Raw genomic sequence first — 26,914 nt, 5'->3', positions numbered from 1 at the left:
CGTGCCCGGTCCGTCGGAGCCGCCGGAGGCGGGCGGGCGCGGGTGAGCACGCGATCAGCCAGGCCACGCCCAGCAGCAGGGCAGCCACCACGCCGGTCATGGTCCGGCCCGCCGCGTCGGGTTCTCGGCGAGCCGGTCGATCCACAGCACTCCCACCGCGGTCAGCACCGTGCCTGCGAGCACGAGGACCCCGCCGGCGGGGCTCGCCAGGAGGAACGCGACGGGATCGGCCCCGGCCGCGGTGCCCAGCAGCACCGCGCCGAACGGGAGTGCGGCCATGATCCGGCCGCTGGCGCGGGCCGCGGCGAGCTCCGCCTCGACCACCCCTGCGAGCGCCCGCTCGGCCCTCAGCGACTCGGAGGTCCGCCCCAGCACGGCGGCCACCGGGGCCCCGCTGCGTTCCGCGACCCGCCACGCGCTCGCGAGCGCCGCCCCGCCCCCGCCGCCGGGAGAGCCGGTCAGCCGTCGCAGCTCCTCGGGCACGTCGGCCCCGAGGCGGGCGGCCGTGGCAGCGGGCGCGAGCATCGGGCTGTCGGTTGCCGCCATCGCGAGCGCCTCCTGCGGGATGTGCCCGGCCCGCAGAAGTGCGGCCAGTAGGCGCGCGGCCCTGGCCGTCTCGGCCGACCCCACGGCGGCGGCCGCCCTGCGCCGATGTCGGGTGGCAAGGAGGATCACGGTCCCGGCCGCCACGGCCGCCACCAGCACCCACACGGCCGCCCGCGGGACGACGACGGCGGCCAGGGCCGTCGTCGCGATGGCCGCAGCGATGAGGGGCGCCGTCCCACGTCGCCCGAGTGTCTGGCGCGGCGGATGCAACCGCAGCAGTGCGCGAGCGGGCGGCGGCGCGATGAGCAGCAGCGCGGCGAGCCCGACCAGCAGCGTGGCGGTCATGACAGCCAGCCGTCCAGCACGCGGGCGGCATCCTCACGCACGACGCCCCCGCTTCCGAAGGAGACGGCCGGGCGCACCTGCACCAGGGCGTCCTCCCCGCGGGCCAGGATGCCGATGCCCTGCACCCTGCGCAGGCCGTCGGCCCTGCGTGTCAGATGGACGACGACCCGCAGGGCGGCGGCGACCTGGGCGTGGCACGCCTCGCGGGTCAGGCCCGCGAGCGTCGCGAGGGCCTCCAACCTGGCCGGCACGTCCGAGGCCGAGTTCGCGTGCACGGTTCCGCAGCCGCCCTCGTGCCCGGTGTTGAGAGCCGTGAGCAGGTCCCGCAGCTCCGGGCCCCGGACCTCCCCCACCACCAGCCGGTCCGGTCTCATCCGCAGGGCCTGCCTGACCAGCGTGGTCAGCCCGATCTGACCGGTGCCCTCCCCATTGGCGGGCCGTCCCTCGAGCCGTACGCAGTGCGGGTGGTCCGGGTCCAGCTCCCTGGCGTCCTCCACCAGCACGATGCGCTCGTGGCCGGGCACAAGCGACAGCAGAGCCGAGAGCAGCGTCGTCTTGCCCGTGCCGGTCCCACCGGAGATGAGGAACGGCACCTTCGCAGACACCACGGCCGCGAGCAGTTCGGCTCCGGCAGGCGGCAGGGAACCCGCGTCCACCAGGTCCTGGAGGCGCTGGCTCCTAACCGCCGGGATGCGCAGCGAGATACAGGTTCCCGGCGCGGCGACCGGGGCGAGTACCGCGTGCAGACGGACCCCGCTCGGCAGCCGCCCGTCAACGAAGGGCGCGGCATCGTCGAGCCTGCGGCCGGCCGCGGCCGCGAGGCGTGTGGCGAGCTGGCGCACCTCCTCATCGTCGGCGAACCGGAGGTCCGCCCTCTCGAGGCCGCCGCCCCTGTCGACGAACACAGCATCCGGTCCGTTGACCAGGACGTCGGAGACACCCTGCGCCTGGAGGAGGGGCTCGAGCCGGCCCGCACCGACGCTGGCGAGCCTCAGCTCGCGCATGGCCTGGGCGATGGCGGCATCCGTGACCACCACTCCGAGTCCCCTCAGCGCTGCGGCGACGTCTCCGGGGGTATGCGGCCTCCCCAGCATCGCCAGTCTGGCCCGGAGCGGATCCAGCGGCAGGTCAGGCATCGGCGATCCGTCCGAGCACCGACGCGGCGGAGCGCGCGAACCGGCGCGCTCTGCCAGCGATGGGAGCCAGTCCCAGTTCTGCGGCCTCCCGGACGGCCGCGTCCTCCTCGATGACGCCCAGGCACTCCAGCCCGAGGGAGCGCGAGACCACCTGGGCCGGAATGGCGCGGTGCCGGGCGGCGCGCAGCACCATGCCGGTCGGGCTGAGGCCGTGCTGGTCGGCCAACATCCGCGCGGACGCGACGCCACGGACGTCGGCCGCGACCACGAGCAGCAGCCGGTCAGGGGCGATCGGCGGAGGCTGCCGGCCCGCGTCGACGAAGATGACGTCGAGCTCGGCGGCCAGAGCTCCCAGCACGGTGTGAACGGCCGCGTCATCGGGCGCCAGGGCATCGCGGGACTGCGCGACCACGGCGGCCCCACGCACACTCGGCAGGGTGGCCGCCAGCTGTCCGACCTCGCCCCTGGCCCGGGCCAGGTCTCCCCAGCGCAGCCCCGGCTCGGTCTCGGCGCCGAGAAGCAGGTCAATGCCGCCGCCACCCTGCGCGAGGTCCACGACCGCGCTGCGTCGCCCGCGGCTCGCCGCGTGCAACGCCAGGGCCACGCTCAGCGTGCTCGTCCCGACTCCCCCAGAGGCCCCGAGGACCGCGATGATCTGCCCGCGATCGGCCACCCCCGGCGCGATCCGCCGGAGCTGCCCCGCGAGGGCTCCGGTCGCGTCGGGCAGCCGGATCACAGGCAGACCGAGGGCCGCCGAGCAGCGGGCCAGCTCGTCGACCGAGAGGCCGACGAGGATTGCCCGGCCAGGCGACACCGACTCCCAGCGTGCGGCGACCTCGACGCCAACCAACCGCAGCGATGCCGCCTGCCAGGCATCGGCGATCTCGTCCGGATGGGCGGCGACGCGCACCGCCACCCCCAGCGCCGCGGCGCTGATCTCGACCGCCTCGATGACCCTGGTGTCCCGGGAGCACAACAGCACCCCTCCTACCGTCTCCATACCTCCGTGATGGCCGGCACAAGCTGCTGCGCTCCAGCCGGATCCGCACTTGTGGACAACTCGCCGTCGCGCCCCGGGACCGGCGGGCCGCGCGGGGCTACCCTGTATCGAGCAACCGCCCCACAGCCGAGAGGATCCCATGGCCCGCACCGCCATCCCCACCGAAGCCATCGACTGGCTCGCCGTCTGGTCGGGGGTCCGCGGCCTGGTGCTCGCGCACGATGCGGCCTTCGCGCGGCTGCTCAGCGACCGGGACCACACCCTCTTCGCGCTCACCGATGACCCGCGCCTCGCCGGACGGCTCGATGCGCGTGAGAACGTGACGGCGCTCCTCGCACGCCCCGAGGCCATCCCCACCGACCCGTTCCAGTTCGAGGTGGTCTTCGTCCACCAGGGTCTGCACCGCTACAACCTCGACCAGGCCCTCCCCCAGATCGCCCGCGTCCTGCGCCCCGGCGGCTGCCTCAGCGCGTCCTACCTCGTGCGCGACGACTCCGTCCCGTGGGTCAGGCGGCTGGCCGCGCTGCTGCGCCGCTACGACCCGATGGCCATGAAGGGTGACTACGGTCACGCCTCCCTCGAGCGGCTGCGCGACTCCCGGTACTTCCCCGAGGTCGAGGACCGCGCGTTCCGCGTGTGGCAGCCCGTCTCCCGCGACGATCTGATGAAGCTCGTGATGGCCCAGCCGCTCGCCAGACGCCTCGACGACGCGCAGCTGGCGCAGCTGCTCGACCAGGTCGGCGAGCTGTACGACGGGGCCGTCCGCCCCGGCGAGTCGCTGCGGCTGCCCTTCCAGCTGCTGGCCTGGCGGGCCTGGGTCAGCCACGAGGAGCTGACCGGTCCCGTCGTGATCCCGGACAGCGCGCTGAACATCCCTCTGTGACGACTATTGCCAACCCCTGTCAGCAGGCCCTCCCCGGCTACTAGGCTGGCATCTGCGGAAGGAGCATCCATGCCCATTGAGCCACGCCATCCCCTCGTCGAGATCAAGGACGCCGTCTCGGAGTTCGTCAGCACCGAGGCCGAGCTCGCCAAGGCCGAGCTGAAGCCCACGGCGAAGGCGGCCGGAGTCGGAGCGGGGTTCTTCGCGGGCGCGGCGCTGTTCGCGTTCCACGCCATCTGGATGCTGGTGATCCTCGTCGCGCTGGCCATCGGCCTGCTGCTGCACGCCGTGACCCCGCTCGGCCCGTGGGCATCGTTCACCCTCGGCTTCCTGGCCAGCGTGCTGTTCTCGCTGCTCGTGGCGGGTGTCCTGTTCACGCTGGGCCGCGGGAAGTTCGCCCAGGTGAAGAAGCCCGAGGCGACGCTGGCCGAGGCGAAGGCGACCCTCGACGCGGTCGTCGACGCCATCGCCTCGCGGCCGTCACCGGGTGCCGTGATCAAGCCGGCCCCGTCTGACGATGACCTCGAGCGGGCCTTCGGCCGCCCCTGACCGACACCACGGCTGGCCGGGGGGTTGCGTGGGCTCCTAGTCTGGGCCCATGACCAAGTGGGAATACTTCGTGGCTCCGATCCTCAGCCACGTCGCGGCGCAGATCCTGAACAACTTCGGCTCCGAAGGCTGGGAGCTCATCCAGCTCGCACCCGGCCCCAACCCCGACACCCTCGTCGGCTACTTCAAGCGCCCGGTGCAGTGATGAGCGCCGCTGAGCGCCTGGCGGAGCTCGGCATCCAGCTGCCGGACGTCGCCGTGCCCGTCGGCGCCTACGTCCCGGCCGCCCGGGTGGGCAGCCAGGTGTGGACGTCAGGTCAGCTCCCCTTCATCGACGGGAGGCTGCCCCTGACCGGCAAGGTCGGGGCGGAGGTGACGCAGGAGGCGGCGACCGAAGCCGCCCGCACAGCCGCGCTCAACGCGCTGGCCGCCGCCGCCGCGGTGGCAGGAGGGATCGACGCGATCACCCGCATCGTCAAGGTTGTCGTCTACGTCGCGAGCGAGGCATCATTCACCGCACAGCCGGCCGTCGCCGGCGGAGCGTCGACCGTGCTCGGGGAGATCTTCGGCGAGGCCGGGGTGCATGTCCGCAGCGCCGTCGGGGTGGCCGTGCTGCCGCTGGACTCGCCGGTCGAGGTCGAGCTGGTCGTCGAGGCCTGATGCCCACGGCACCGCCCGCCGAGATCAACGAGGCGCTGGCGCGGGCCTATCCCGACGCCAGGTGCGAACTGGACTTCCGGAACCCGTTCGAGCTGCTCGTCGCGACCGTGCTTTCTGCGCAGTCGACGGACCGGCGGGTCAACGCCGTCACGGAGGTCCTGTTCGGGCGCTGGCCGACGGCGGCCGCCCTGGCCGAGGCCGAAACCCTCGACGTGGAGTCAGTCATCACTCCCGTGGGCTTCTACCGCACGAAGACCGCCTCCATCGTCTCTCTGTCGCGGCGCATCGTCGACGACTTCGACGGCGTCGTCCCCGGCACGCTGAAGGAGCTCGTCACGCTGCCCGGAGTCGGCAGGAAGACCGCCAACGTGGTGCTCGGCAACGCCTTCGACGTCCCCGGCGTCACGCCCGACACCCACCTCATCCGGCTGGCGAACCGCTTCGGCTGGGTCGCCAGCACGAAGCCGGACGACGTCGAGCGGGCCGTCGGGCGGCTGTTCCCGCCGTCGGACTGGGTCATGGTGTGCCACCGCGTCATCTGGCACGGCCGACGGTGCTGCCACGCGCGGCGGCCCGCGTGCGGCGCGTGCCCCGTCGCGGACCTGTGTCCGTCGCGCGACATCGGCGAGCAGGATCCGACGAAGGCCGCGAAGCTGATCCGGGAGCCCCGTCGGTAGGCGCAGGTACAGTACGAGGTTGATGAGGCAACTACTGCTCCCCGCCCTGCTCACGGTCGCGCTGGCGACCGGCTGCAGCACGGCCTCCACCGCCTCGCCTGGGCAGACACCCTCCACCGCACCGGCGGACCTCGCCACGTTGGCCGAGCAGTACGGGCTGCAGGCCTGCCCAGAGACCGACCCTGACGCCGTGGCCGTGGACGGAGGCCTCCCCGCGACCGCTCTGAGCTGCCTGGACGGGTCGACGACGGTGAACCTGGCAGGCCTGCCGCGGACGCCTACCATCATCAACTTCTGGGCCCAGTGGTGCGGCCCCTGCCGCGTCGAGTCCCCGTTCCTCCGGGAGGCGGCTGCGCAGCTCGAGGGCGTCTCGTTCCTGGGCGTCGACTATGACGATCCACAGCCCGACTGGGCGATCGAGTTCGCCTCGCTGGCCGGCTTCGCCTGGCCGCACGTAATGGACCCCGACCGGTCCCTGCGGGCCGAGCTGTCGATCGCCGGGATTCCGACGACGTTCTTCGTCGGCGCGGACGGCCGCATCGCCGGCGTTCACGCGGGTCAGCTGGAGTCGACCGAGCAGCTGCTCGACCTGGCCGAGAAGTACCTGGAGGTGTCATGACGGCGCCCTTCGACAAGCTCAGGGGAGCCCCCTTCGACAGGCTCAGGACTGCGCTCGCAGCGGATCCGCGGCCCAGGACGCTGGGGTTCGACCGGACGCCCCGCGGCGAGCGGGCCGCTGCGGTGCTGATGCTCTTCACCCGGGACACCGACCCCGCCCTGACCTTCGTCACCCGGGCCGAGACCCTGCGCAACCATGCGGGCCAGGTCGCGCTCCCCGGCGGGGCGGTGGACCCGGGCGACATCGACGCCACCGACACCGCGTTGCGGGAGGCCGACGAGGAGATCGGTCTCAACCGCCGCTCAGTCAGCCTGCTCGGGCAGCTCCCTCCCCTCTGGGTCCCCGCCTCCAGGTTCGACGTGACGACGGTTGTCGCCACCTGGCCAGGAGACGCGACGCTGGCGCCGATGGACCCAGCCGAGACCGGCTCCGTCGAGCGGTTCACCATCTCCGAGCTGACCGACCCGGCCAACCGCGTCACCGCCCGCCACCCCGTCGGATTCACGGGCCCGGCGTTCGCGATGGGCGAAGTCTTCATCTGGGGCCTGACCGCCCATCTCGTGGACTGGGTGCTCGATCTGGCAGGATGGGCGCGACACTGGGACATCGACCGCGTCGTCGACATCCCCGTGCAGTTCCTCCGGGACTGATCCTGATGCCCCGGATATCCCGTTTGTTCGTTACATTTCCCGAGCGACGGTATTCGCGCTATGTCGCGTAGTTAATCGGGCCCCGCATGCGCAATTCTCCACTAAAGCCGAAGGGGCGGGGCCAGTCGGCGCCCACCCCTTCGGATATTGGTTGATCGTCAATGCACCCGACTCGGGAGGACCACCACGCGCCCGCCGGGCTGCCGAGGGTTCGTCAGGAGCACCTCGTGCCACGAGTCGATGTCGGGTCGCGAACGGAGCAACGCGCGGCGCTCACGTTCAGTCATGCCACCCCAGACGCCCCACTCGATGCGATTGTCCAGGGCCTCCGCGAGGCACTCGGACCGCACCGGGCACCCGGCGCACACCGTCCTGGCCCTCTTCTGGTCCTTCCCCTCGGGGAAGAGTGCATCGGCCATGTCGCGGCATTTCGCCCGCAGTGTCCACTCGCTCACTTCAGCCAGAAACATTTCTGCCCTCCCTTGCGCAGATCAACCCATCCGGTTGACACCGACGTTAGCGCATTTTCACACCCAGACAAAGTGGGCTGCTGTACGATATGTTCCCACTCGCAGGAATGCCCTCGCCGGGGGCGGACGCGCCGCGGGGGCGGGCACCACAGAACCGTCACGTATCATGTCGATCATGAAGTCAGCCTCCCTGAGCCAGAAGGCGTACTCCCTGCTGATGTTCCTGGCGGTGAGTGTGCTGGCCGGCCTGCTCCTCTCCGGACTTGCCGTGCCACTGACCGCGCTGGCCGGCGGGGGAGCCAAGCTCGCCGCCGACTCTCTCGACGACATCCCCGCTGACCTGGAGACGCCCACGCAGTCCCAGCGTTCCGTCGTGCTGATGGCCGACGGGTCCGAGCTGGCCACGTTCTATGACGAGAACCGCGTCTATGTGCCGCTCGAGGATATCTCGACCAACATGCAGGATGCGCAGATCGCGATCGAAGACCACCGCTTCTACGAGCACGGCGCCATCGACTTTCAGGGCTTCGGCCGCGCACTGCTGAAGACGCTGTCGGGCGACACCCAGGGCGCCTCCACGCTGACGCAGCAGTACGTCAAGCTCGTGCGCGTCGAGACGGCCTCCGTCTCGGGCGACGCCGAGGCTGTCCGCGCCGCCACCGAGGTGACGCTGGAGCGCAAGATCATCGAGGCCCGCTACGCCATGGCCCTCGAGGAGCGGCTGACGAAGGACGAGATCCTCGAGCGCTACCTCAACATCGCGTACTACGGCGACGGTGCCTACGGCGTCGAGGCCGCCGCGCAGCACTACTTCGGCACGTCGGCGAAGGAGCTGACCCTGGGGCAGTCCGCGCTGCTGGCAGGCATCGTGCAGAACCCCGTGAACCTGAACCCGGTCAACCACACGCAGCGCGCGCTAGACCGCCGCGACGTGGTGCTGAACCAGATGGTCAAGTGGGGCATGATCTCCGAGGACACCGCCGCCGAGGCCAAGAAGGAGACCTTCAAGCCCAAGCAGGTCACCCCGACGCCCAACGGCTGCATCGCCTCGGACTACCCGTTCCTGTGCGACTATGTGCGCCGCACCCTCCTCTCGGACGACATGCCCAGCATGGGTGACACCAGCGAGGAGCGCGCCAACCGCCTGAACCGCGGCGGCCTGACCATCCAGACCCTCATCGATCCCGTCGCGCAGGACTCCGCGGAGGCCGCCGTCGCGCTGCAGGTCGCCCCGACCGACGCGGCGATCGCCACCAGCGTGCTGATCCAGCCGAAGACCGGGCTGATCGTCGCCATGGCCCAGTCCAGACCGGACATGGGCACTGGCAAGGGCGAGACGTACTGGAACTACAGCGCGTCGAAGGCGCTGGGTGGCGCGGAGGGCTATCAGGCCGGTTCGACGTTCAAGACGTTCACGATCGCCTCGGCCCTCGACCAGGGCATGACTCCGCAGAAGACGTACAACGCGCCGGGCCAGATGCAGTTCCGGGGGCAGACCTTCAAGAACTGCGACGGGTCCTTCACGTTCAACCAGGACTACAACCTGGGCAACCAGTACCTGCGTGGCTACGGCACCATCAACATGCTCAAGGCCGCCCAGAACTCGGTCAACACGTACTTCATGCAGCTGATCCGCGACACGGGCATCTGCTCGTCGATCGAGATGGCGCAGAAGGCCGGCGTCGAGCTGGCCAGCGGCGACAGCCTCAAAACCATGCAGAACTACCCGTCCTTCGTGCTCGGCACCGCGGACGTGACGCCGATCTCCATGGCGGAGGCCTACGCGACGTTCGCCAACCGCGGCAAGCACTGCAACCCGATCATCCTCGAGAGCGTCGAGACGGTCGAGGGGGCCAACCTCGAGGTGCCCGACGCGAACTGCAAGCAGGTCATCAAGAAGGACGTGGCCGACGGCGTCAACTACATCCTCCAGTCGGTCGCCGAGCAGGGCACCGGCCGACCCGCGGCCATCAACGACGGTCGCGACGAGGCCGGCAAGACCGGTACGACCAACAACGCGACCGCCGTCTGGTACGCGGGCTACACCCCCGAGCTTGCCGGCGTGGCGATGATCGCCGTCGACAAGACCAACGACTACTGGGAGGGCCGGAGCCAGTCCCTGACGGGCCTGCGGGTCAAGGGCGGCTACCTCGCCGGTACGGGTGGCGGCGACGCCGGCCTGATCTGGAAGGCGGCCATGAAGTCCGCTCTCCGAGACCTCCCGAAGACCAGCTTCACCCAGCCGTCCGACGAGATCCTCGAGGGCGTCAAGGTCAAGGTCCCCGACGTGTCGGGCATGTCCTACAACGAGGCGAAGGAGACGCTCGAGGCGGCCGGGTTCAGCACCCAGCGCTGGGGCATCTACTCCAACTACTCCGTGGGCACGTTCCTGGGCATCTCCCCCTCGGGCACAGCCACGAAGTTCTCGACGATCAGCCTGAAGGTCTCCGTCGGGCCGAAGCCGGTCGCGGCCGAGCCCGAGGAGGAGGACAAGTCCTCCGACAAGGACAAGAAGGACGACTCCAAGAAGGAGGACTCCAAGAAGGACGACAAGGACGACGGCGACTGATGGGGCGTCCGATCCTGAAGACGGCGGCCGTCACGGCCGCCGCCGGGGCCGCCTGTTTCTCGTGGGGACTGTTCGAGGCCGGGCTGTACACCCTGCGCCGGGCAGAGGTCCGGGTGCTGCGCCCGGGCGCGCGTGAGCTGAAGCTGCTGCACATCTCCGACGTGCACCTGCTCCACACGCAGCGCCGGAAGCTGGCCTTCCTGTCATCGCTTGCCTCGCTCGAGCCGGACCTCGTCGTCAACACTGGCGACAACCTCACCGAGGCCGCGGCCGTCGAGCCGTTGCTTGAGGCACTCGCCCCGCTGTCGTTCGCGCCCGGCGCCTTCGTGTTCGGGTCCAACGACTACTACCCGCCGAGCTTCCGGAACCCGCTCAAGTACGTCTCCCGTCGGCCGCGCACTGTCCGGCATCCCCGGGTCGAACTCCCCTGGCGCGAACTCAAGTCCGGACTGGAGAGCTTCGGCTGGGTCGACCTGGACAACCGCCGGGCGCAACTCGACGTCGGCGGCCTGCACCTCGACCTGCGAGGCACCGACGACGCGCACCTGAACCGCGACGAGTACGAACAGGTGGCCGGGCCCTTCGACCCTGCGGCCGACCTCAAGCTCGGCGTCACCCACGCGCCGTACCTGAGGGTGCTCGACCAGCTCACCGCCGACGACCCCGACCTGATTCTGGCCGGCCACACGCACGGCGGCCAAGTGTGTGTGCCCGGCTACGGCGCGCTCGCGACCAACTGCGACATCGAGCCCGCCCGGGTGAAGGGCCTGTCCCAGCACACCGTCGGGCCGCACAAGTCCGCGCTGCACGTATCTGCGGGCCTCGGCACGTCGAAGTACGCCCCGTACCGCTTCGCGTGCCGACCCGAGGTCACGATGCTGACCCTGCGGCCCCGCGCGTGACGCGCCCCCGTTTCGCACTTCCTGCGCAGGTGGGCTAGTATTTCGGTGGCCCAAGGGCCATCGGGGTGTGGCGCAGCTTGGTAGCGCGCGTCGTTCGGGACGACGAGGCCGCAGGTTCAAATCCTGTCACCCCGACAGTTGGAAAGCCGCTCTGGTTTGGAGTTCCACTCCGAATCAGAGCGGCTTTCCGCGTCGTGCGTCCCCGCGCATCCTCAGCCCTGCCAACTCTTGCGGGGTTCTGCGCACTCTGTCACGCCGATTGCGCACGGGCAGCAACGCCCGCCCTGTCGAGCACCTTATTGGCCCTCTTGACCAGATTGAGCGCGAGGAACTCGCGACGACCCTCCCTACGCTCGCCCGCCTGCGTAGCGATCACCGAGCCCAATGACTACCCGGCGGGTCCTTGCAAGGCCCCGCGTCGGCGGAGTTGCGCTCGGACGGAGTCCTGCAAGTACCCAACGATCCTGAGTCGCGTTCTCCGAACTACCCGCCATCGGTCTGGGTCCCCGGTCCGGGTATCGCCGCGGGTGACCGGGTGACCGAGCCGCCGTGCGAATCCAGAAGCTCGACGAGTAGAGCCAGCGAATGCGACCGCCTCGGCCGGGTGCGGAAGGTGTTCCTCCGCCCACAACGCTCACACTCGGAAGTCGGTCGGCAAGCCTTGGGCTTCCTGCGGGAGTTGGACAGCCCCGGGATGCCGCTCCGCACGGGGGATGTCACGCTTTGATCAGGGTGAACTTCACTTGATAGCGGTAGAACTCGATGCCGCTGGCCACGGAGAGGGCCCGCTGGATCCGGAGGTCGTCCTCGAGCGCAATGATCACGCCGCGAACTGCTTGAGTGGGCTCGGCCACCTGATCCTTGATGTAGCCCATGTAGCGCTGGATCTGCCCGACGACTGAGTCGCTGGCCTTGCCCCTCTTGAGCTCGACGACAAGGAGTTCCGCGCCATCCTTGCTCACGGCCAGGATATCGAGCGGGCCTGTGTCGCTTTGGTACTGGCGGCCGATCTGGTTTCCCTCATCATCGCAGTAGATGTCGTAGCGCTTCCCCAACTCAGTCCTCGTCCAGTTGTCGACGAGGAACTCCTCCAGGTACTTCTCCAGGGCGAACTGAACGGGATCCTCAACGTCTGGATCCGTCGAAACCAACTGCGGGTATTCCTGGAGCAGACTCTCGATCTCAGCGAGGTGTTGGCTGATGTTGGACACAGTGGCCGGGTACCTGTCCGTCGAGCGCCTCAACTCGGCACTCATCTCATCGCGGTTGATGGTCCCGAACTGCCACGACACCGGCCGGCGGTGCGGCAACTCTTCGCCTGGAACGAAGGCGTAAGGGCCGGTGACTCGGCCCACGTGCAGGATGCCAGCGGGGTCCGGGGTGACGACGAGGTCTCCGTCCTTCATTCCCTTGCCAAGGGTCCAGATCGTGCCACACGCAAGACCCGCGGCCACCTTGGTCTTGTCCGGGTGCAGGTCGAGGTAACGAGGGATGTAGGTCTTGTTGAATGCGGTCCACTCGTCGGGGAACTTGCCCTTGAAGTCGTCGACCATGCCGTAGTCGACTCCGACGTAGCCCCGCTCGACTGCGTCCTGGACGAAGGTCCCCCGCCTACCGAGTCGGATGAAGTAGCAGGCCGTCATCGATGTCCTCCCTGTCGTCCAAACACTGCGCTCAGCGTAGGCCCGCGTAGCCGACGTTGCCCGCCGCTCCGACTTTGCACCGGGTGAACGGGTTGGTGACATTCGGGTGTCGAGCTGTCTGGGCGATGGCTGGACGGCCTGTGACCGGGAGGCCACTGCGGTCTGAGTCAGTCGGCCGACCGACCCGGGTCGACGCGGCGGAGCAGATAGGTGTCGAACATCCACCCCTTGCGCTCGATGGCCTCGTTGCGGACCCTGAGGACCTCGTCGCGGACCTCAGCCAGGGGTCCGGAGATGAGGATCTCGTCGGGCGAGCCGAGATAGGCGCCCCAGTAGATGTCGATGCCCTCGGGGTCGATCGAGGCGAAGGCCTGCTTGCCATCCAGCATGACGACGGCGTCGACGACCCCGTCCGGCATGCCGTCGGCGAGCAGCCGCGCGGGCATGATCTGGACGGCGTGCCCCTGGCGGTTCAGGGGGATGTGGTGGCGGGCGGCGAGCGCGAGGACGCTGCTCACTCCGGGGATGACGTCCAGCTCGATGTCGGTCTGCGAGTGGGAGATGACCTCCTCGATGATCGCCAGGGTGCTCTCGTACAGCGACGGATCGCCCCACACCAGGAAGCCGCCGGTCTCCCCCTCGCCGAGTTCGGCGGCGAGGGCCGCGCCCCATGCGTCGCGGCGCTGGGCGCGCCACCGCCTCACGGCGGCCGGGTAGTCGGGCGTGGTGCGCCAGGGGCGCTTCGGGTCCTGCAGGGAGACGGTCCGCAGCGGTGTGTCCCGGTGCCGGGCGATGAGCTCGCGCCGGGCCTCCACGAGGTCGTCGTATTCGGCCTCCTTGACCACGACGAACAGGACATCGACGCGCCGGATCGCGTCGACCGCGGCCAGCGTCAGCCAGTCGGGGTCGCCGGCTCCGACGCCGATCAGCACTAGTTCACGACTCATGGGAACCCATCGTATGGCGACCTCCGGCAGTGGGCCAGATCGCCCCTGGCACAGCCCGCGAGCGCGCAGCCCACGGGCAACGCTGGCCGCACGCACGCCACTTCTGCAGGAGAAGCCATGACCCACACGCAACCCGCTCCTCCCCCGGCCGCCGTCCCGACCGAAGCGCCACCGCTGATCCTGGCCGGCAATGGCGCCCAAGGCGTTGCTCGATCCTAGTAGTCGACTCCCTTGCCGTCCTCCGTGCAGCGCAGACCCGGCACGCCGGCGGGGATGTCGAGCCGCTCGAACGTGTAGCAGGGCTGCGGGTCGGCGAACTGCAGCACGTACTGCCACTGGCCGTCGTCCACACCCCACAGCGACTGGCCGTCGCCGCACGTCGAGTCCTCCGCGCCGAAGGCGTACCCGTCGGGGTGGACACCACGCAGCCGGATGCTCTCGGTGACGCATCCCGTCGCCTCATCCTCGCCGAGCCTGCCCGCCAGAAACGACCGCAGCGACGGGGGCACAGCGTCGAGGCTCTCGAGTTGTGCGGCGCTGGTGACTTCGGCGTCGACGACCGTCCAGGGGCCGCCGCGTGGCGACGACTGTTCGACGGATGCCAGGGAGGTGGCGGGTGCGGACTCCGCGGTGGGCGGGGTGGTGGCGTCGGGCTCCTCGGTCGGAGAGACGACCGCGGAGGGACTCACGACTGCGGAAGGATTCGCCACGGGCGTCGGGGAGGAAGCCGGCCGACCCGTGACAGGTTCCTGGCCCGCGCATCCGGCGACCGCTCCCAGCATCAGGAGAATGGCGGCGCATAGTAGCTGACGTCCCACGCCGCTGAGAATAGCACCGGGCGAAACTGATCAGATGCCCGGTAAATCCGCCTGGCCAAGGTTATGGTGACCCCAGAGGCACCCGGGGCGGATGCCCGACGCAACGACGCGGACAAGGAAATAGCCGATCATGAGCACCACTGTTGGCCTATCCCTACGAAACTCACTCCCCACCACGGGCGACCAGCCCACCCACCCGAGGCTCCTCGAATGGCTCGACAAGGTCGTCGAACTCTGCCGGCCCGACGCCATCCACTACTGTGACGGGTCGGATGAGGAGTGGGACTCGCTGGTCGACCTGCTGGTTGCCGCCGGCACCGTCCAGAGGCTCAACGAAGACCGCAAGCCGAACTCCATCTACGCCCGGACCGATCCGGACGACGTCGCGCGCGTTGAGGACTCTACCTTCATCTGTTCGGTCGACGAGCGCGACGCCGGCCCCACCAACAACTGGATGGCCCCGGCCGAGATGAAGCGCGTCATGACGCAGCTCTACGACGGCTGCATGGTCGGGCGCACGATGTACGTCATGCCCTTCTGCATGGGCCACCTGGATGCGAAGGACCCGAAGTTCGGCGTCGAGGTCTCTGACTCGGCCTATGTCGCGCTGTCGATGCGGATCATGACCCGGATGGGCGCCGAGGTGCTGCGCGTCATGGAGGAGACGGGGGCCGATTTCGTGCCGTGTCTCCACTCCGTCGGCATGCCCCTGTCCGACGGGCAGCCAGACGTCGCGTGGCCATGCAACTCCACCAAGTACATCGTCCACTTCCCCGAGGAGCGGATGATCTGGTCGTACGGCTCCGGCTACGGCGGCAACTCGCTGCTCGGCAAGAAGTGCTACGCGCTGCGGATAGCCTCGGCCATGGCCCGGGACGAGGGCTGGCTGGCCGAGCACATGTTGATCCTGAAGCTCATCTCGCCGACGGGGCGCGAATACCACATCGCCGCGGCCTTCCCGTCGGCCTGCGGCAAGACCAACCTCGCGATGCTGCAGCCGACGGTGCCCGGCTGGCGGGTCGAGACGCTCGGTGACGACATCGCCTGGATGCGCTTCGGCGAGGACGGGAGGCTATACGCGACCAACCCCGAGACGGGTTTCTTCGGCGTCGCCCCCGGCACCGGCGCCGCGACGAACCCCAACGCGATGGCGGCCATCGACCGCGGCAACTCCATCTTCACCAACGTCGCCCTGACCCCGGACGGCGACGTGTGGTGGGAGGGCATGACGAAGGAGAAGCCCGCCGTACTCACGGACTGGAAGGGGCGTACCTGGCGCGCTGAGTCCGGTCCCGAGGGCGGCCGACCCGACGAGACCGCGGCGCATCCGAACAGCCGCTTCTGCACCCCGATCGACCAGTGCCCGATCCTCAGCCCCGACTACGACAACCCCGAGGGCGTGCCGATCGACGCGATCATCTTCGGCGGCCGCCGCGAGAACACCGTCCCGCTCGTGACCCAGTCGCGTGACTGGCGCCACGGGGTCTTCATGGGGGCGACGTGCTCGTCGGAGTCGACGGCCGCAGCGAAGGGCGCCGTCGGCGTGCTTCGTCGCGACCCGATGGCGATGCTGCCGTTCATCGGCTACCACGTCGCCGACTATGTGCAGCACTGGCTCAACCTGGGCGCCAAGGCCGACGCGGACAAGCTCCCGAAGATCTTCTACGTCAACTGGTTCCGCCGCGACTCCTCCGGCCGCTTCATGTGGCCGGGATTCGGTGAGAACTCCCGCGTGCTGAAGTGGGTCGCGGAGCGTGTCGACGGGCTCGTCGACGCCGTCGAGACCCCGATCGGCCTCCTGCCGACCGACGACGGCCTCGACGTCGACGGGCTCGACATCTCGGCCGACGACCTGCACGACGTCGTGCGCTACCAGCCGCAGGAGTGGCGCGACGAGGTGCCCCGCATCGGCCGGTGGTTCGACACGTTCGGGTGGCGGCTGCCGCGCGACCTCGTCGACGAACTGCGGCAACTGGAGTCGGCGCTCGGGCAGCCGGAGAGCACGTTCGGCATGTGACCGGCGGCGGGTCCCCGCAGGGCGTCGGCCCTGCGGGGATCCGCCTGCCCGGGGCCCGATGAGCACATCCTCCTGCTCGTCGACCGAAAACCGATGTGTGAACGTTCGCCCGACGCGTGACAAGTGTGTCGTGCTCATCGCACCCCCCTGGCGGCGGCTATCTACCCCGCGGTCGGTACCGCTAGGCTCTCCTGCCATGGCACCCACCCGCGAGGTCGTGCGCGCCCGGTGGGGCGTCACCATCATGTTCTGGCTCAACGGCGTCGGCTTCGCGTCGCTGCTGCCCCGCTACCCCGAGCTGAAGGCCAACCTCGGCCTCGGCGACCTGCAGTGGGGGCTCGCCGTGGGGCTCGGGCCGCTCGGCGGCCTGCTGGCCGGGCTGTTCACCGCCCGACTGATCCGCCGCCACACCTCGTCGACAGTGACCGTCGTCTCCGCGATCCTCGGGCTCGCGTGCCTGTCGATCTACGGCAACGCCACCCACTGGGCCGTGTTCGTGCTCGGCATCCTGCTGATGTCCGCGCTCGACGCGTTCACCGACATCTCCATGAACTCGCACGGGCTGCGCGTACAGCGCCTGCACGGCTCGTCGATCCTCAACGGCTTCCACGGCTGGTGGTCCGTCGGCGCCGTCTGCGGAGGTTTCCTCGGCTCCCTCGCGGCCCAGGCGCAGCTGCCCATCTGGGTGCAGTGCCTCGTCGCCTTCGTGATCTTCTCCGGCGTCGCCCTCTACGCGAAGACGCTGCTGCTGAAGGGCCCCGACACCGTCGTCGATCCCGCCCCCGACGCGTCGGCCGCCCCCGTCGGCAGGGGCGTCGCGCGACGGTGGCTGCCGCGCCTGATCGCGCTCGGCCTGCTCGGCGCGTTTGCGGGCATGATCGAGGACTCCGGCGCCTCCTGGGGAGCCGTCTACATGGACTCGATGTTCGAGGTGAGCCCGTTCCTCGTCGGCATGGCCTTCGTGGCGCTGCAGTCGGTGCAGGTCGTCGGGCGGTTCACCGGGGACGCGCTGACCAACCGCTTCGGCCCGCGCGCCGCGGTGACGCAGGGCGCGATCGTCGCCGGGGTCGGCATGGCGCTGGCCGTGGCCTTCCCCTCGCCCGCGCTGACGCTGGTGGGCTTCGCCTGCGCCGGTTGGGGCATCGCCACCGCGATCCCCATGGTGATGCACGCCGCCGACGAGCTGCCCGGCATGGCGGCCGGCAACGGCCTGACGTTCGTCAGTTGGCTGATGCGGCTCGGATTCTTCGTCTCGCCTCCGCTGATCGGCCTGGTGGCCGACTCCCTGACCATCCGGTGGGCCCTCATCGTCATCCCCGTCGCCGCCTTGGCGATGCTGGCGCTGTCGCCCGCGCTCACGCCTCCTGCGAAGGCCGCATCTGCGGTTGAATAGGGCCATGAGCCTGACGCTGCCCACCCCCCGCACCCCGGACCCGATGACCGCTCCCCCGCTGCGCTGGGGCATCATCGGCACCGGCTGGATCGCCGAACGCTTCGTCGACGCGATGCACAAGCACACCCGCCAGCGCCTCGTCGCGGTCGGTTCGCGCACGCTCGAGCGGGCGCAGGCCTTCGCCTCGACGGTCGGCGCCGAGCGCGCCTACGGTTCCTACGAGGAACTGGTCGCCGACAAGGGCGTCGACATCGTCTACGTCGCGACCCCGCACAGCGAGCACCTCGCCAACGCGCTGCTGGCGATCTCGGCGGGCAAGCCCGTCCTGGTCGAGAAGGCCTTCACCCGCAACGCCGACGAGGCCCTCCGGGTCCTCGAGGCCGCCGGCTCCGCGGGCGTCGCCGTCATGGAGGCCATGTGGACGCGCTTCCTCCCCCACATCGACGTCGTGCGGCAACTGCTGGACATCGGCGCCCTCGGCGAGATCGAGTCCGTGTTCGCCGACCACGGCCAGTGGTTCGCCCCCGACCCGTCCCACCGCATGTTCGACCCCGACAAGGCCGGCGGCGCCATGCTCGACCTCGGCGTCTACCCCGTCTCGTTCACGCACTTCGTCCTCGGTTCCCCGAGCCGCCTCTCCGCGCTGGGCACCAAGGCCTTCACGGGGGTCGACCGGCAGATCTCCGCGACGCTCGAGGGGTACCCGGGCCACGAAAACGCGCAGGCGCAGGTCTCCACGACGCTGGCATCGCTGACTCCGAACATAGCGTTCGTCTCCGGCGACCTCGCGACGCTGGAGATCCCCGGCACCTTCTACACGCCGCAGAAGGTCCGCGTCTTCACCCGCGACGGCGAGGAGGCCTTCTCGGAGGCTCCCGTCATCGAGGCGCACGAGGGTCTGTGCTTCGAGGCAGCGCACTTCGCGACGATGGTGGCCGAGGGTCGCCAGCAGTCGGACCTGATGCCGTGGTCAGAGACCATGGCGGTCATGGAGACGATGGACGCGCTGCGCTACCAGGTGGGCGCGCTGCTGCCGGGCGAGGAGCTGTAGCTCAGCGGAGGAACAGCGCCCGGAGGCGGGCGGTGGCCAGCGTGACGCCCACCACGATCATCACCACGAAGTAGGTGACGTGGATCCAGATGGTCGGCTGGATCAGGCCCGTCGTCAGCTGGCGGATCATGTCGACGCCGTGCCACAGCGGCAGCGCCTTGATGACCCACTGCACCGCCTCCGGGTACACCTCGATCGGGAAGAACGTCGCCGACAGCAGGAACATCGGCAGCAGCACGAAGTAGACCATGTCGAGGTGCTGGAACCGCTTCATGAAGCTGGTGATCGCCAGGCCGATGGACGCGAAACCGAACGCGACGAGCAGCGCGGCGGGGATCGCCAGGACCGCGGTCCAGGCGAGGTTCAGCCCGAGGATCGTCGTGATGATCATGAACCCGATGGCGTACAGCAGGCCGCGGATCAGCGCCATGATGATCTCGCCGAGCGCCACGTCGAGCGGGCCCAGCGACGTCGACAGCATCTGGTCGTACAGCTTCGCGTATCGCATGCGGAAGAAGACGTTCATCGTCGAGTCGTAGACGGCGCCGTTCATGGCGGACACCGCCATCAGCGCCGGCGCGATGTACGCGCCGTAGGGCACGTCGTGCCCGTAGAACGACACGGTGCCGATGAGCGCGCCGAGGCCGAATCCCATGCTGAGGAGGTAGAACACCGGCTCGAAGAAGCCGGACAGGATCACGAGTGTGTTGTGCTTCATCATGACGCGCACGCCGCGTTCGACGACAGCGCGGGTGTTGCCGGCGTAGAGGCTGTTCACTGGTCGAGCCTCCCGCGGAAGACGCGGGCCGCGATGAGCCCCATGACGAGCGCGAGGACCGCGAGGTAGGCGACGTGGACGGCGACGAGCCAGCCCGGCACGGGCGCGGAGTAGAGCGCGACGCGGCCGAGCTCGGCCGCGTGCCACAGCGGCGAGACCCAGCCGATGGGCTGCAGGTAGCCGGGCAGCGTCTCGAGTGGGAAGTAGCTGCCGGAGAACAGCGTCAGGGGCAGGATCACGAAGCGCTCGACGAAAGACAGCTGGCCGCGGTCGTCCTTCTGGCCTGCCACCCACGCCATCACGGTGAACCCGACGGCGAAAGCCAGCAGCAGGCCGATGGGGATCAGCAGGAGGACCCTCAGCGGGTGGCCCAGCCCGAACACCATGACGGCGAGGCAGTAGAACACCAGCATCGGGGTGACGCGCAGCAGCGTGGAGACCTGGAACCCGAAGGCCATCTGGCCGGGGCTCATGGGGGTGAGCCGCATCGCGGTGAAGATGTTGGACCACTTGAACCCGCCGAACACGCCGTAGGTGTTCTCCTGGGCCGCGGTCTGCATGGCGGTCGCCATCACCAGCGCGGGGGCGACGAAGACGATGTAGTCGACCCCCTCGATCCCGCTGCCCCCGTCGACGAGCACGCCGAGGCCCAGCCCGAGGCCGAGCAGGTACAGGAAAGGCGAGCCGATGCCGGTGAGCAGCATCGTCGGCAGGTAGAGGCGCATCAGGCGCAGCTGGTGGTGCACGACGCCGAGCCAGCCCCAGCGGGCGACGCGGCGAGGGTCGACGGCCGTCATTGGGCGCGTGGCGAGGCTCATTCGATCAGGCTCCGGCCGGTGAGCCGGAGGAACACGTCCTCGAGCGAAGAGCGACGCACGAGAGAGGCGATGGGCTCCAGCTCGCGGTCGATGACCGCCTTGAGCGCGTGTTCGCCGTTGTCGGCGTAGATCAGGACGCGGTCGGCGAGGACCTCGCGACGCTCGCCGATCCCGTCGAGCCGGACGGCGACCTCCTCGTTGCGGCCGGACCCGAAGCGCACCTCCAGCACCTCGCGGGTGGCGTACTGCGAGATCAGCGACGTCGGGGAGCCCTCCGCGACGATCCGGCCGTGGTCGACGACGACGAGCCGGTCACACAGCTGCTCGGCCTCGTCCATGAAGTGCGTGGTCACGACCAGGGTGGTGCCCTGCTCCTTGAGCCGGAACAGCCGGTCCCACAGGATGTGCCTGGCCTGCGGGTCGAGGCCGGTGGTCGGCTCGTCGAGCAGCATGATCTTCGGGTCGTTGATCAGCCCGCGGGCGATCGTGAGGCGCCGCTTCATGCCTCCCGAAAGCCCGTCGACGCGGGCGGTGCGCTTCTCGCGCAGCTGCGCGAAGTCCAGCAACTCCTCGGCACGGGCCTTGACGTGGGCGCGCGGCAGCCCGAAGTAGAGGCCGTAGACGATGAGGTTGTCGATGACGCGCAGTTCCTCGTCGAGCAGGTCGCCCTGCGGCACGATGCCCAGTTGGGCCCGGATCTGCGGGCCATGGTGGTTCGTGTCGAGGCCCAGCACGTCAAGGCTGCCGGCGGTCCGCGTGGAGGTGGCGGCGATCATCCGCATGGTCGTCGACTTGCCGGCGCCGTTGGGGCCGAGGAACCCGAAGGACTCGCCCGGCGCGATGTCGAAGTCGATGCCGTCGACGGCGGTGACGTCGCCGTAGCGTTTGGTCAGGCCCCTGGCCGTGATGACCGGGGCGCTCACTCGACGATCCCCGTAGACCTCAGGAAGTCGGTCAGGTCCTGCATCTCGGTGGAGCTGGTGCCGTGCTCGAGGCCGGGGTAAGCGAAGACGGTCGCGTCGGCGTGGCCGGGCAGCCAGTCGAGGAGGCCCGACACCGCCTGTGGCGGGATGATCCGGTCGAGCTCGCCGCGCCCGTAGAAGACCGGCGGGCGGCTCTCGGCCAGCTGAGCGTCGGCCGGTTGTTCGGCGTCGAGCAGGAAGCCGGACAGCACGACGGTCGCGGCGATGCGCTCGGGGCGGGTGCGGAGCAGCTGCGTGGCCATGAGGCCGCCTTGCGAGAAGCCGACGGCGAGGATACGCGTCGCGGGGTCGAGCACCTCGTCCAGCAGGGCCCAGAGCGCCTCGGTCGCGGCGGTGACCTCGTCGACGTCCGACGGGTAGCCGAGGTTGAACCAGGCGGCGCCGCCGCCCTGCACCGGCAGCGGCGCGCGGGGCGAGATCCAGGGCAGGTAGAGGGCCTCGCCGATGGTGGCGAGGTCCCGCTCGTCGGCCCCGAAGCCGTGCAGGAGGACGGTGACGATGGGCGCGGCGGGGTCGAAGCCGCGCGATCCGACGGCCTGGTCGATGCGCATGTGGTTCCTTTACGTGCCGGGTTCGAACATGGTGCGGCGGCCCTCGAAGGCTCGGCCGAGGGTGACCTGGTCGGCGTATTCGAGGTCGCCGCCGACGGGCAGGCCGGAGGCGGGGCGCGTGACGCGGACGCCGAAGTCGCGGAGCATCCGGCTGAGGTACGCGGCCGTGGCCTCGCCCTGCGTGTCGGGGTCGGTGGCGAGGATGACCTCGGTGACGGACCCGTCGGCGAGGCGCTGGAAGAGCTCGCGTGTGTGCAGGTCGCCCGGGCCGCGCCCGTCGATGGGCGAGATTGAGCCGCCGAGCACGTGGTAGAGCCCGCGGAACTCTCCGGTGCGCTCGATGGCGACGACGTCCTTCGACTCCTCGACGACGCAGAGCTGGCTGGGGTCGCGGCGCGGGTCGCGGCAGATGCGGCAGCGCGCCTCCTGCGACACGTTGAAGCAGACCTCGCAGAATCGCGACGACTCCTTCACGCGACGCAGGGTCTCGGACAGCTCGAACACGTCCTCCTCGGGCGCGTCGAGCAGGAAGAAGGCGATGCGCTGTGCGCCGCGCGGCCCGATGCCAGGGAGCCGGCTCAGCGCGTCGATGAGGTCCTGAATAGGCCCTTCATACACGGGCGGGTCAGCCCCCGAGGCCGGGGATCTGCGGGATCTGCGGCATGGCGGAGGCCATCGCGGTGTCGGCCTGCTCCTTGGCGGAGCGGTAGGCGGCGATGATCAGGTCCGCGAGGGTCTCCGTGTCGTCCGGGTCGCAGGCTTCGGGCTTGATGGTCAGCGCGTCGATCTCGCCCTTGCCGTTGAGGACCACCTCGACGAGGTCGCCGCCGGACTGGGCCGTGAATGTCATGGCGGAGACCTCGCGCTGCGCGCGCTCGAGGTCGTCCTGCATCTGCTGGGCCTGGGCCATCAGCGCGTTGATGTCGAAGTCACCAAACATCGGTCTCTCCTAGATGGGTTGGGGTCAAGAATAGAAGCAGCTGGAGACGTCAGTCCGCGTCGCGGACCGCGATGATCTCCGCCCCGAGCTCGGTGCTCAGGAGCTCCTCTGCGTTGTGTTCGGCGTCGAGGACCGCGTCCTCCGCGGAGACCTCGTTCTCCCGGTTCCGGCTCTCCCGGTTCCCTGAGCTTGTCGAAGGGCCTGAGCTTGCTCCTCGGTTCCCTGAGCTTGTCGAGGGGCCTGAGTCTCCCCCCCGGTTCCGTGAGCTTGTCGAAGGGCCCGAGCCATCCCGGTTCCCTGAGCCTCCCCCACGGTTCCCTGAGCTTGTCGAAGGGTCAGCGCCCGACACCTCTGCTCCGGCGGGCCGCTGCTCGGCGGAGGGGTGCCGCTCGACTGGCGCCGGGTCCGCCTGATGTACACGCTCGGGCTGCGGCCGCTGATCGACGGGCTGGACCCGCTGATCGGCCGGCGGCGCTGCCGCAGGCCGCTGCTGCTGAGGCGCATCGGGCGGGGTTGACCCGTCGTTGACGACGGTGGTGATGTGCAGCTCGACGCCCATGACCTCGATCATCGAGTCGGCGAGCACGTCGGCGGAGCCGCCGGAGCCGAAGTTCTCGCGGGGACCGGCGGCGCTGAACCCGAGAGTCAGCACGCCGTCCGATACGTCGAGCACCTGCGCGTGCTGGGCGAGCAGCATGTGGGTGAAGCGGCGACGGCGCTTGACCTCGTCGAGGACGGTTGGCCACACCCGGCGTAGTTCGGCGGCGGTGAGCTGACCGCTCGACGGGGCGGTCTGCGCCGCGGGCGCGGGGGGCGTCGGGGTGGACTGCACGGGTTCCACGGGCTGCGCCGGGGCGGCCGGGGCGCTTCCCGCCGGACGCTGCTGCGCTGCAGGCTGCGGAGCGGGAGCCTCGGCAGCGGGGGCAGGCTGGGCGTCGGAAGCCTGCTCGGCCGGTCGCTCCTGGGCGGGCTGCTCCGCGGGACGCTGCTGGAGGGGCTGCTCAGCCGGGCGCTGCTGGGCGGGCCGTTCGGCCGGCCGCTGCTGAGGCGCGGGGTGCTGCTGAGCCGGCGCGGGGGGCATCGCCGGGGCGGCCGCGGCGGGCGCCTCGCCCATCATCCCGACGCGGCGCTCGAGCCGGTCGAGGCGGGCGTGCAGTCCGCGCTCGTCGTCGTCGGCGCCGGGCAGCAGGACGCGGGAGCACATCAGCTCGAGGTGGAGCCGGGGCGCGGTGGTGCCGCGCATCTGGGTCAGGCCGGTGGCGATGACCTCGGCGGCGCGGGTCAGTTCACCGGCCCCCATGCCGGCAACCTGCGTCTGGAGGCGCTGCGCCTGGTCCTCGGCCACGTCGAGGATGCCGGTGGTGACGGCCTCGGGCACCGCGGCGAGGATGACGAGGTCACGGAGGCGACGGAGCAGGTCCTCGCCGAAGCGGCGCGGGTCCTGGCCGACCTCGATGACCTTGTCGATGGTGGTGAAGACGCCTGCGGAGTCTCCGGCGGCGAACGCGTCGACGATCTCGTCGAGCAGAACGTCGGGCGTGTATCCGAGCAGCGCGGCGGCCTGCTCGTAGCTGACTCCCGTGTCGGCGGCCCCGCCGAGGAGCTGGTCGAGCACCGAGAGCGAGTCACGCACGGAGCCGGCGCCGGCACGCACGACCAGCGGGATGGCGGCGTGCTCGATCGAGACGCCCTCGACCTCGCAGATGTGGGTCAGGTAGTCGCCCAGCACCCGGGGCGGCACGAGCCGGAACGGGTAGTGGTGCGTCCGGGACCGGATGGTGCCGATGACCTTCTCGGGCTCAGTGGTCGCGAAGATGAACTTGGTGTGCGGCGGTGGCTCCTCGACGAGCTTCAGCAGGGCGTTGAAGCCCTGCGTCGTGACCATGTGGGCCTCGTCGATGATGTAGATCTTGTAGCGGCTGGCGACCGGGGCGAAGTAGGCCCGCTCGCGCAGATCACGGGCGTCGTCGACGCCGCCGTGCGAGGCCGCGTCGATCTCGATGACGTCGATGGAGCCGGGGCCGCCGCGCGCCAGGTCGCGACACGACTGGCACTCGCCACACGGCGTGGGCGTGGGGCCCTGCTCGCAGTTCAGGCAGCGGGCGAGGATGCGGGCCGACGTCGTCTTGCCGCAGCCGCGGGGGCCGGAGAACAGGTAGGCGTGGCCGACCTTGTTGTTTGCCAGGGCGCGCTGCAGCGGGACGGTGACGTGCTCCTGGCCGATGACCTCGGCGAACGTGTCGGGCCGGTAGCGGCGGTACAGCGCCAGCGGGGCGTCGGGAGTCTGGGCCCGCGGCGCGGCGGTCGTGCGCCTCGCCTCGACGACGGGGGCCGTCACCTCGGCGACGACCTCGAACTCCTCCTCGGCCTCGTCGAAGAGGCCGGGGCCGTCCATCGGGACGAAATCGGGCGTGTCGGCCGAGCCGTAGGCGTCCCCGTCGATGGGGGCGTAGTCGTCCTCGTCGTCGTAGTCGTCGTTCACCCGATCCACCCTATTCCAGCCAGCAGACAGTTTCCGGACAGAAAAAAGGCCCCTCGCGCACCCGGAAGAGCTCACTTACCCTTGCTGCCTTCCGACCCTGGGGGAGTTGGGCGAGATACCGCCGCGCGAGGAACCGGGAACCACTGTAGCGCATGCCCGAAGTGTCCCGGGCGGCGCCCGGGGCTCCCGCGCCAGTAGGGTGACGCGCATGGTCAAGACTGCAGATCCCGCTCTCGCCGAGGTGTGGCGGGGCGACTACCTCGAGGCCGTGCACCACGGCTGCCTGGCGGTCACGAACCCCGACGGCTCCGTGGCGCTCGTCCTCGGCGATGTCGACTCCCCTTTCCTCGCCCGATCCGCGATCAAGCCCTTCCAGGCGATCGCGATGCTCAGAGCCGGCCTCGACCTTACCGGCGCGGAGCTGGCGCTCGCGTCCGCGTCACACTCCGGGGAGGAGATCCACGTCGAGGGCGCGCGCGACATCCTGGTCGGTGCCGGCCTGACCGAGGACGCGCTGCAGGTCACGCCCGGCACCCCGCTGGACCCCCAGGCTGCGCGGGCGTGGTTCGCCGCCGGCCACGGCGAGAAGCGGATCATCCACAACTGCTCCGGGAAACACTCGGCGATGGTGCGGACCTGCGTGCGGGCGGGCTGGCCGCTGGAGAGCTACCTCGAGCCTGGGCACCCGCTGCAGCTCGCGATCCGCGAGACGCTGGGCGAGTACACGGGCGACGAGATCGGCGATCCCGTGCCCGACGGCTGCGGGGCCCCGGCGCTCCCCTGCACGGTCAAGGGCCTGGCGAGGGCGTTCGGCCGGTTCGCCGCCGGCGACACCGTCGAGTCGCGGAGGCTGGCCGACGCCTACCGGGCGCACCCCGAGTACGTCTCGGGTACCCGTCGCGACGAGCTCGTGCTGCACCGCGAGGTCTCGGGCCTGGTCTGCAAGATCGGGGCGGAGGGGACGCTCGCCGTCGGCCTGTCCGGCGGGACCGGCATCGTCGTGAAGGCGTCCGACGGGGCACACCGCGCGACCGTCCCCGTCGTTGTCGCGGTGCTCGACGCACTCGGGCTGGCAACGGACACGTTGAGGGAGTTCCAGCCGCAGCCGGTGCTCGGCCACGGCAGGGTCGTCGGCCGGGTTTCTGCGTCGCAGGGACTGCTGGTGGCACTCGCAGGGATGTGACCGACCCGGATTTGAGACGACGCCGCGGCCTCCGGTAGAGTCCCCCACGGAGGATTCGCCTAGAGGCCTATGGCGCTCGCTTGGAAAGCGGGTTGGGTTCACGCCCTCACGAGTTCGAATCTCGTATCCTCCGCCACTTCGATTCCCGCTCTGACTAGGGCGTGAGTCGTCTTTTCGGGGATTGATGGAGTTCCGTTGCACGATTCGTGCCCCGAGTGTGCCCCGAGTTTTTGTGGCATGTTCCTCGAGCACTTGAGCGCGCTCTGGCAGGGCCGCCCTGTATCCGGGCGACGTGGAGTCGCAC

The 26,914-nt window shown here is 70.0% G+C and carries 27 protein-coding genes, 2 tRNA genes and 1 other RNA gene; 15 read left to right on the top strand and 15 right to left on the bottom strand.

The window, feature by feature from the left end; genetic code table 11:
• Positions 1-96: 96 nt before the first annotated feature.
• Genes QH948_RS02305 through ssd form a run of 3 tightly spaced genes read right to left on the bottom strand, consistent with a single transcriptional unit; the run spans position 97 to position 3,009 of the window.
• Entirely contained in the window at positions 97-891 is a 795-nt protein-coding gene (locus QH948_RS02305; RefSeq protein ID WP_281145345.1) for a type II secretion system F family protein, read from the bottom strand.
• Positions 888-2,027, bottom strand: a complete 1,140-nt coding sequence (locus QH948_RS02300; protein WP_281145344.1) for a TadA family conjugal transfer-associated ATPase — start codon at positions 2,025-2,027, stop codon at positions 888-890. The genes QH948_RS02305 and QH948_RS02300 overlap by 4 nt, the downstream gene beginning before the upstream one ends.
• Positions 2,020-3,009, bottom strand: coding sequence for a septum site-determining protein Ssd (gene ssd / locus QH948_RS02295; RefSeq protein ID WP_281145343.1), 990 nt, complete (start codon positions 3,007-3,009; stop codon positions 2,020-2,022). Before ssd ends, QH948_RS02300 begins: the two co-directional genes overlap by 8 nt.
• 157 nt (positions 3,010-3,166) lie before the next feature.
• Here ssd and QH948_RS02290 point away from each other — a divergent pair, with 157 nt between their 5' ends.
• The 7 genes from QH948_RS02290 to QH948_RS02260 all read left to right on the top strand — a co-directional run bounded on the left by QH948_RS02290 (position 3,167) and on the right by QH948_RS02260 (position 7,065).
• Complete coding sequence (locus QH948_RS02290) at positions 3,167-3,910, top strand: class I SAM-dependent methyltransferase (RefSeq protein WP_281145342.1); 744 nt, start codon at positions 3,167-3,169, stop codon at positions 3,908-3,910.
• Between the two features lie 69 nt (positions 3,911-3,979).
• Entirely contained in the window at positions 3,980-4,459 is a 480-nt protein-coding gene (locus QH948_RS02285; protein ID WP_281145341.1) for a phage holin family protein, read from the top strand.
• A gap of 49 nt (positions 4,460-4,508) precedes the next feature.
• Entirely contained in the window at positions 4,509-4,664 is a 156-nt protein-coding gene (gene sp36, locus QH948_RS02280; protein ID WP_219081347.1) for a Sp36 family protein, read from the top strand.
• A complete protein-coding gene (locus QH948_RS02275) occupies positions 4,664-5,119 on the top strand; it encodes a RidA family protein (RefSeq protein ID WP_281145340.1) in 456 nt (151 codons plus the stop codon). The genes sp36 and QH948_RS02275 overlap by 1 nt, the downstream gene beginning before the upstream one ends.
• A complete protein-coding gene (gene nth, locus QH948_RS02270; RefSeq protein ID WP_438874110.1) occupies positions 5,119-5,796 on the top strand; it encodes an endonuclease III in 678 nt (225 codons plus the stop codon). The genes QH948_RS02275 and nth overlap by 1 nt, the downstream gene beginning before the upstream one ends.
• A gap of 22 nt (positions 5,797-5,818) precedes the next feature.
• A complete protein-coding gene (locus tag QH948_RS02265; RefSeq protein ID WP_281145339.1) occupies positions 5,819-6,415 on the top strand; it encodes a TlpA family protein disulfide reductase in 597 nt (198 codons plus the stop codon).
• On the top strand, positions 6,412-7,065 hold the full coding sequence (locus QH948_RS02260) for an NUDIX hydrolase (protein WP_281145338.1): 654 nt from the start codon (positions 6,412-6,414) through the stop codon (positions 7,063-7,065). Before QH948_RS02265 ends, QH948_RS02260 begins: the two co-directional genes overlap by 4 nt.
• A gap of 158 nt (positions 7,066-7,223) precedes the next feature.
• On the opposite strand, the gene QH948_RS02255 is transcribed toward QH948_RS02260, so the two are convergent.
• Positions 7,224-7,484: a WhiB family transcriptional regulator gene (locus tag QH948_RS02255; RefSeq protein WP_281145337.1), complete on the bottom strand. Its 261-nt coding sequence runs from the start codon at positions 7,482-7,484 to the stop codon at positions 7,224-7,226.
• 226 nt (positions 7,485-7,710) lie between these two features.
• Here QH948_RS02255 and QH948_RS02250 point away from each other — a divergent pair, with 226 nt between their 5' ends.
• The 3 genes from QH948_RS02250 to QH948_RS02240 all read left to right on the top strand — a co-directional run bounded on the left by QH948_RS02250 (position 7,711) and on the right by QH948_RS02240 (position 11,141).
• A complete protein-coding gene (locus QH948_RS02250) occupies positions 7,711-10,104 on the top strand; it encodes a transglycosylase domain-containing protein (RefSeq protein ID WP_281145336.1) in 2,394 nt (797 codons plus the stop codon).
• Positions 10,104-11,006, top strand: a complete 903-nt coding sequence (locus QH948_RS02245; protein WP_281145335.1) for a metallophosphoesterase — start codon at positions 10,104-10,106, stop codon at positions 11,004-11,006. The genes QH948_RS02250 and QH948_RS02245 overlap by 1 nt, the downstream gene beginning before the upstream one ends.
• Before the next feature lie 61 nt (positions 11,007-11,067).
• Positions 11,068-11,141 (top strand) — tRNA-Pro (locus tag QH948_RS02240).
• A 581-nt stretch (positions 11,142-11,722) separates the two neighbouring features.
• On the opposite strand, the gene QH948_RS02235 is transcribed toward QH948_RS02240, so the two are convergent.
• From QH948_RS02235 to QH948_RS02225, 3 genes are all read right to left on the bottom strand, one after another.
• Positions 11,723-12,649 carry an endonuclease NucS domain-containing protein gene (locus QH948_RS02235; protein ID WP_281145334.1) on the bottom strand — a complete coding sequence of 309 codons (927 nt, stop codon included), beginning with the start codon at positions 12,647-12,649 and terminating at the stop codon, positions 11,723-11,725.
• 167 nt (positions 12,650-12,816) lie between these two features.
• Positions 12,817-13,596: a precorrin-6A synthase (deacetylating) gene (cobF, locus tag QH948_RS02230; RefSeq protein ID WP_281145333.1), complete on the bottom strand. Its 780-nt coding sequence runs from the start codon at positions 13,594-13,596 to the stop codon at positions 12,817-12,819.
• Positions 13,597-13,811: 215 nt separating this feature from the next.
• Positions 13,812-14,285: a hypothetical protein gene (locus QH948_RS02225; RefSeq protein ID WP_281145332.1), complete on the bottom strand. Its 474-nt coding sequence runs from the start codon at positions 14,283-14,285 to the stop codon at positions 13,812-13,814.
• A 259-nt stretch (positions 14,286-14,544) separates the two neighbouring features.
• Here QH948_RS02225 and QH948_RS02220 point away from each other — a divergent pair, with 259 nt between their 5' ends.
• From QH948_RS02220 to QH948_RS02210, 3 genes are all read left to right on the top strand, one after another.
• Positions 14,545-16,431 carry a phosphoenolpyruvate carboxykinase (GTP) gene (locus QH948_RS02220; RefSeq protein ID WP_281145331.1) on the top strand — a complete coding sequence of 629 codons (1,887 nt, stop codon included), beginning with the start codon at positions 14,545-14,547 and terminating at the stop codon, positions 16,429-16,431.
• Positions 16,432-16,627: 196 nt separating this feature from the next.
• Positions 16,628-17,824 carry an MFS transporter gene (locus tag QH948_RS02215; protein ID WP_281145330.1) on the top strand — a complete coding sequence of 399 codons (1,197 nt, stop codon included), beginning with the start codon at positions 16,628-16,630 and terminating at the stop codon, positions 17,822-17,824.
• Positions 17,825-17,828: 4 nt separating this feature from the next.
• Entirely contained in the window at positions 17,829-18,875 is a 1,047-nt protein-coding gene (locus tag QH948_RS02210; RefSeq protein WP_281145329.1) for a Gfo/Idh/MocA family protein, read from the top strand.
• Between the two features lies 1 nt (position 18,876).
• Here QH948_RS02210 and QH948_RS02205 read toward each other — a convergent pair whose 3' ends face one another.
• The 8 genes from QH948_RS02205 to ffs form a co-directional block, all read right to left on the bottom strand.
• Positions 18,877-19,653 carry an ABC transporter permease gene (locus tag QH948_RS02205; RefSeq protein WP_281145328.1) on the bottom strand — a complete coding sequence of 259 codons (777 nt, stop codon included), beginning with the start codon at positions 19,651-19,653 and terminating at the stop codon, positions 18,877-18,879.
• Positions 19,650-20,471: an ABC transporter permease gene (locus QH948_RS02200; RefSeq protein WP_281145327.1), complete on the bottom strand. Its 822-nt coding sequence runs from the start codon at positions 20,469-20,471 to the stop codon at positions 19,650-19,652. The genes QH948_RS02205 and QH948_RS02200 overlap by 4 nt, the downstream gene beginning before the upstream one ends.
• The gene (locus QH948_RS02195) at positions 20,468-21,394 is read right to left on the bottom strand and encodes an ABC transporter ATP-binding protein (protein ID WP_281145326.1); all 927 of its coding nucleotides are present in this window, start codon (positions 21,392-21,394) and stop codon (positions 20,468-20,470) included. The genes QH948_RS02200 and QH948_RS02195 overlap by 4 nt, the downstream gene beginning before the upstream one ends.
• Complete coding sequence (locus tag QH948_RS02190; protein ID WP_281145325.1) at positions 21,391-22,005, bottom strand: alpha/beta hydrolase; 615 nt, start codon at positions 22,003-22,005, stop codon at positions 21,391-21,393. Before QH948_RS02190 ends, QH948_RS02195 begins: the two co-directional genes overlap by 4 nt.
• 9 nt (positions 22,006-22,014) lie before the next feature.
• On the bottom strand, positions 22,015-22,623 hold the full coding sequence (gene recR, locus QH948_RS02185; protein ID WP_281145324.1) for a recombination mediator RecR: 609 nt from the start codon (positions 22,621-22,623) through the stop codon (positions 22,015-22,017).
• A gap of 7 nt (positions 22,624-22,630) precedes the next feature.
• On the bottom strand, positions 22,631-22,945 hold the full coding sequence (locus QH948_RS02180) for a YbaB/EbfC family nucleoid-associated protein (RefSeq protein WP_281145323.1): 315 nt from the start codon (positions 22,943-22,945) through the stop codon (positions 22,631-22,633).
• Between the two features lie 49 nt (positions 22,946-22,994).
• Positions 22,995-25,427 (bottom strand): DNA polymerase III subunit gamma and tau, encoded by a 2,433-nt coding sequence (locus QH948_RS02175; RefSeq protein WP_438874109.1) that lies wholly within the window; start codon positions 25,425-25,427, stop codon positions 22,995-22,997.
• Positions 25,428-25,468: 41 nt separating this feature from the next.
• Positions 25,469-25,565: signal recognition particle sRNA small type (ffs, locus tag QH948_RS02170), an RNA gene on the bottom strand.
• A 70-nt stretch (positions 25,566-25,635) separates the two neighbouring features.
• Here ffs and QH948_RS02165 point away from each other — a divergent pair.
• Both QH948_RS02165 and QH948_RS02160 read left to right on the top strand, forming a co-directional pair.
• Positions 25,636-26,610, top strand: coding sequence for an asparaginase (locus QH948_RS02165; protein ID WP_281145322.1), 975 nt, complete (start codon positions 25,636-25,638; stop codon positions 26,608-26,610).
• 48 nt (positions 26,611-26,658) lie between these two features.
• Positions 26,659-26,746: transfer RNA gene (locus QH948_RS02160), tRNA-Ser, on the top strand.
• Positions 26,747-26,914 lie beyond the last annotated feature (168 nt).

The sequence above is a fragment of the Tessaracoccus lacteus genome (assembly GCF_029917005.1).
Taxonomy (GTDB): Bacteria; Actinomycetota; Actinomycetes; order Propionibacteriales; family Propionibacteriaceae; genus Arachnia; species Arachnia lactea.
The sequence above is the reverse complement of the archived record's forward strand: the minus strand, read 5'-3'. Positions and strand labels throughout refer to the sequence as shown.

What these genes read in the sequence shown, in the direction of transcription:
- QH948_RS02305 (WP_281145345.1), bottom strand. Translation starts at nt 891, where the DNA reads ATGACCGCCACGCTGCTGGTCGGGCTCGCCGCGCTGCTGCTCATCGCG.
- QH948_RS02300 (WP_281145344.1), bottom strand. Translation starts at nt 2,027, where the DNA reads ATGCCTGACCTGCCGCTGGATCCGCTCCGGGCCAGACTGGCGATGCTG.
- QH948_RS02290 (WP_281145342.1), top strand. Translation starts at nt 3,167, where the DNA reads ATGGCCCGCACCGCCATCCCCACCGAAGCCATCGACTGGCTCGCCGTC.
- QH948_RS02285 (WP_281145341.1), top strand. Translation starts at nt 3,980, where the DNA reads ATGCCCATTGAGCCACGCCATCCCCTCGTCGAGATCAAGGACGCCGTC.
- sp36 (WP_219081347.1), top strand. Translation starts at nt 4,509, where the DNA reads ATGACCAAGTGGGAATACTTCGTGGCTCCGATCCTCAGCCACGTCGCG.
- QH948_RS02275 (WP_281145340.1), top strand. Translation starts at nt 4,664, where the DNA reads ATGAGCGCCGCTGAGCGCCTGGCGGAGCTCGGCATCCAGCTGCCGGAC.
- nth (WP_438874110.1), top strand. Translation starts at nt 5,119, where the DNA reads ATGCCCACGGCACCGCCCGCCGAGATCAACGAGGCGCTGGCGCGGGCC.
- QH948_RS02265 (WP_281145339.1), top strand. Translation starts at nt 5,819, where the DNA reads ATGAGGCAACTACTGCTCCCCGCCCTGCTCACGGTCGCGCTGGCGACC.
- QH948_RS02260 (WP_281145338.1), top strand. Translation starts at nt 6,412, where the DNA reads ATGACGGCGCCCTTCGACAAGCTCAGGGGAGCCCCCTTCGACAGGCTC.
- QH948_RS02255 (WP_281145337.1), bottom strand. Translation starts at nt 7,484, where the DNA reads ATGGCCGATGCACTCTTCCCCGAGGGGAAGGACCAGAAGAGGGCCAGG.
- QH948_RS02250 (WP_281145336.1), top strand. Translation starts at nt 7,711, where the DNA reads ATGAAGTCAGCCTCCCTGAGCCAGAAGGCGTACTCCCTGCTGATGTTC.
- QH948_RS02245 (WP_281145335.1), top strand. Translation starts at nt 10,104, where the DNA reads ATGGGGCGTCCGATCCTGAAGACGGCGGCCGTCACGGCCGCCGCCGGG.
- QH948_RS02235 (WP_281145334.1), bottom strand. Translation starts at nt 12,649, where the DNA reads ATGACGGCCTGCTACTTCATCCGACTCGGTAGGCGGGGGACCTTCGTC.
- cobF (WP_281145333.1), bottom strand. Translation starts at nt 13,596, where the DNA reads ATGAGTCGTGAACTAGTGCTGATCGGCGTCGGAGCCGGCGACCCCGAC.
- QH948_RS02220 (WP_281145331.1), top strand. Translation starts at nt 14,545, where the DNA reads ATGAGCACCACTGTTGGCCTATCCCTACGAAACTCACTCCCCACCACG.
- QH948_RS02215 (WP_281145330.1), top strand. Translation starts at nt 16,628, where the DNA reads ATGGCACCCACCCGCGAGGTCGTGCGCGCCCGGTGGGGCGTCACCATC.
- QH948_RS02210 (WP_281145329.1), top strand. Translation starts at nt 17,829, where the DNA reads ATGAGCCTGACGCTGCCCACCCCCCGCACCCCGGACCCGATGACCGCT.
- QH948_RS02200 (WP_281145327.1), bottom strand. Translation starts at nt 20,471, where the DNA reads ATGAGCCTCGCCACGCGCCCAATGACGGCCGTCGACCCTCGCCGCGTC.
- QH948_RS02190 (WP_281145325.1), bottom strand. Translation starts at nt 22,005, where the DNA reads ATGCGCATCGACCAGGCCGTCGGATCGCGCGGCTTCGACCCCGCCGCG.
- QH948_RS02180 (WP_281145323.1), bottom strand. Translation starts at nt 22,945, where the DNA reads ATGTTTGGTGACTTCGACATCAACGCGCTGATGGCCCAGGCCCAGCAG.
- QH948_RS02165 (WP_281145322.1), top strand. Translation starts at nt 25,636, where the DNA reads ATGGTCAAGACTGCAGATCCCGCTCTCGCCGAGGTGTGGCGGGGCGAC.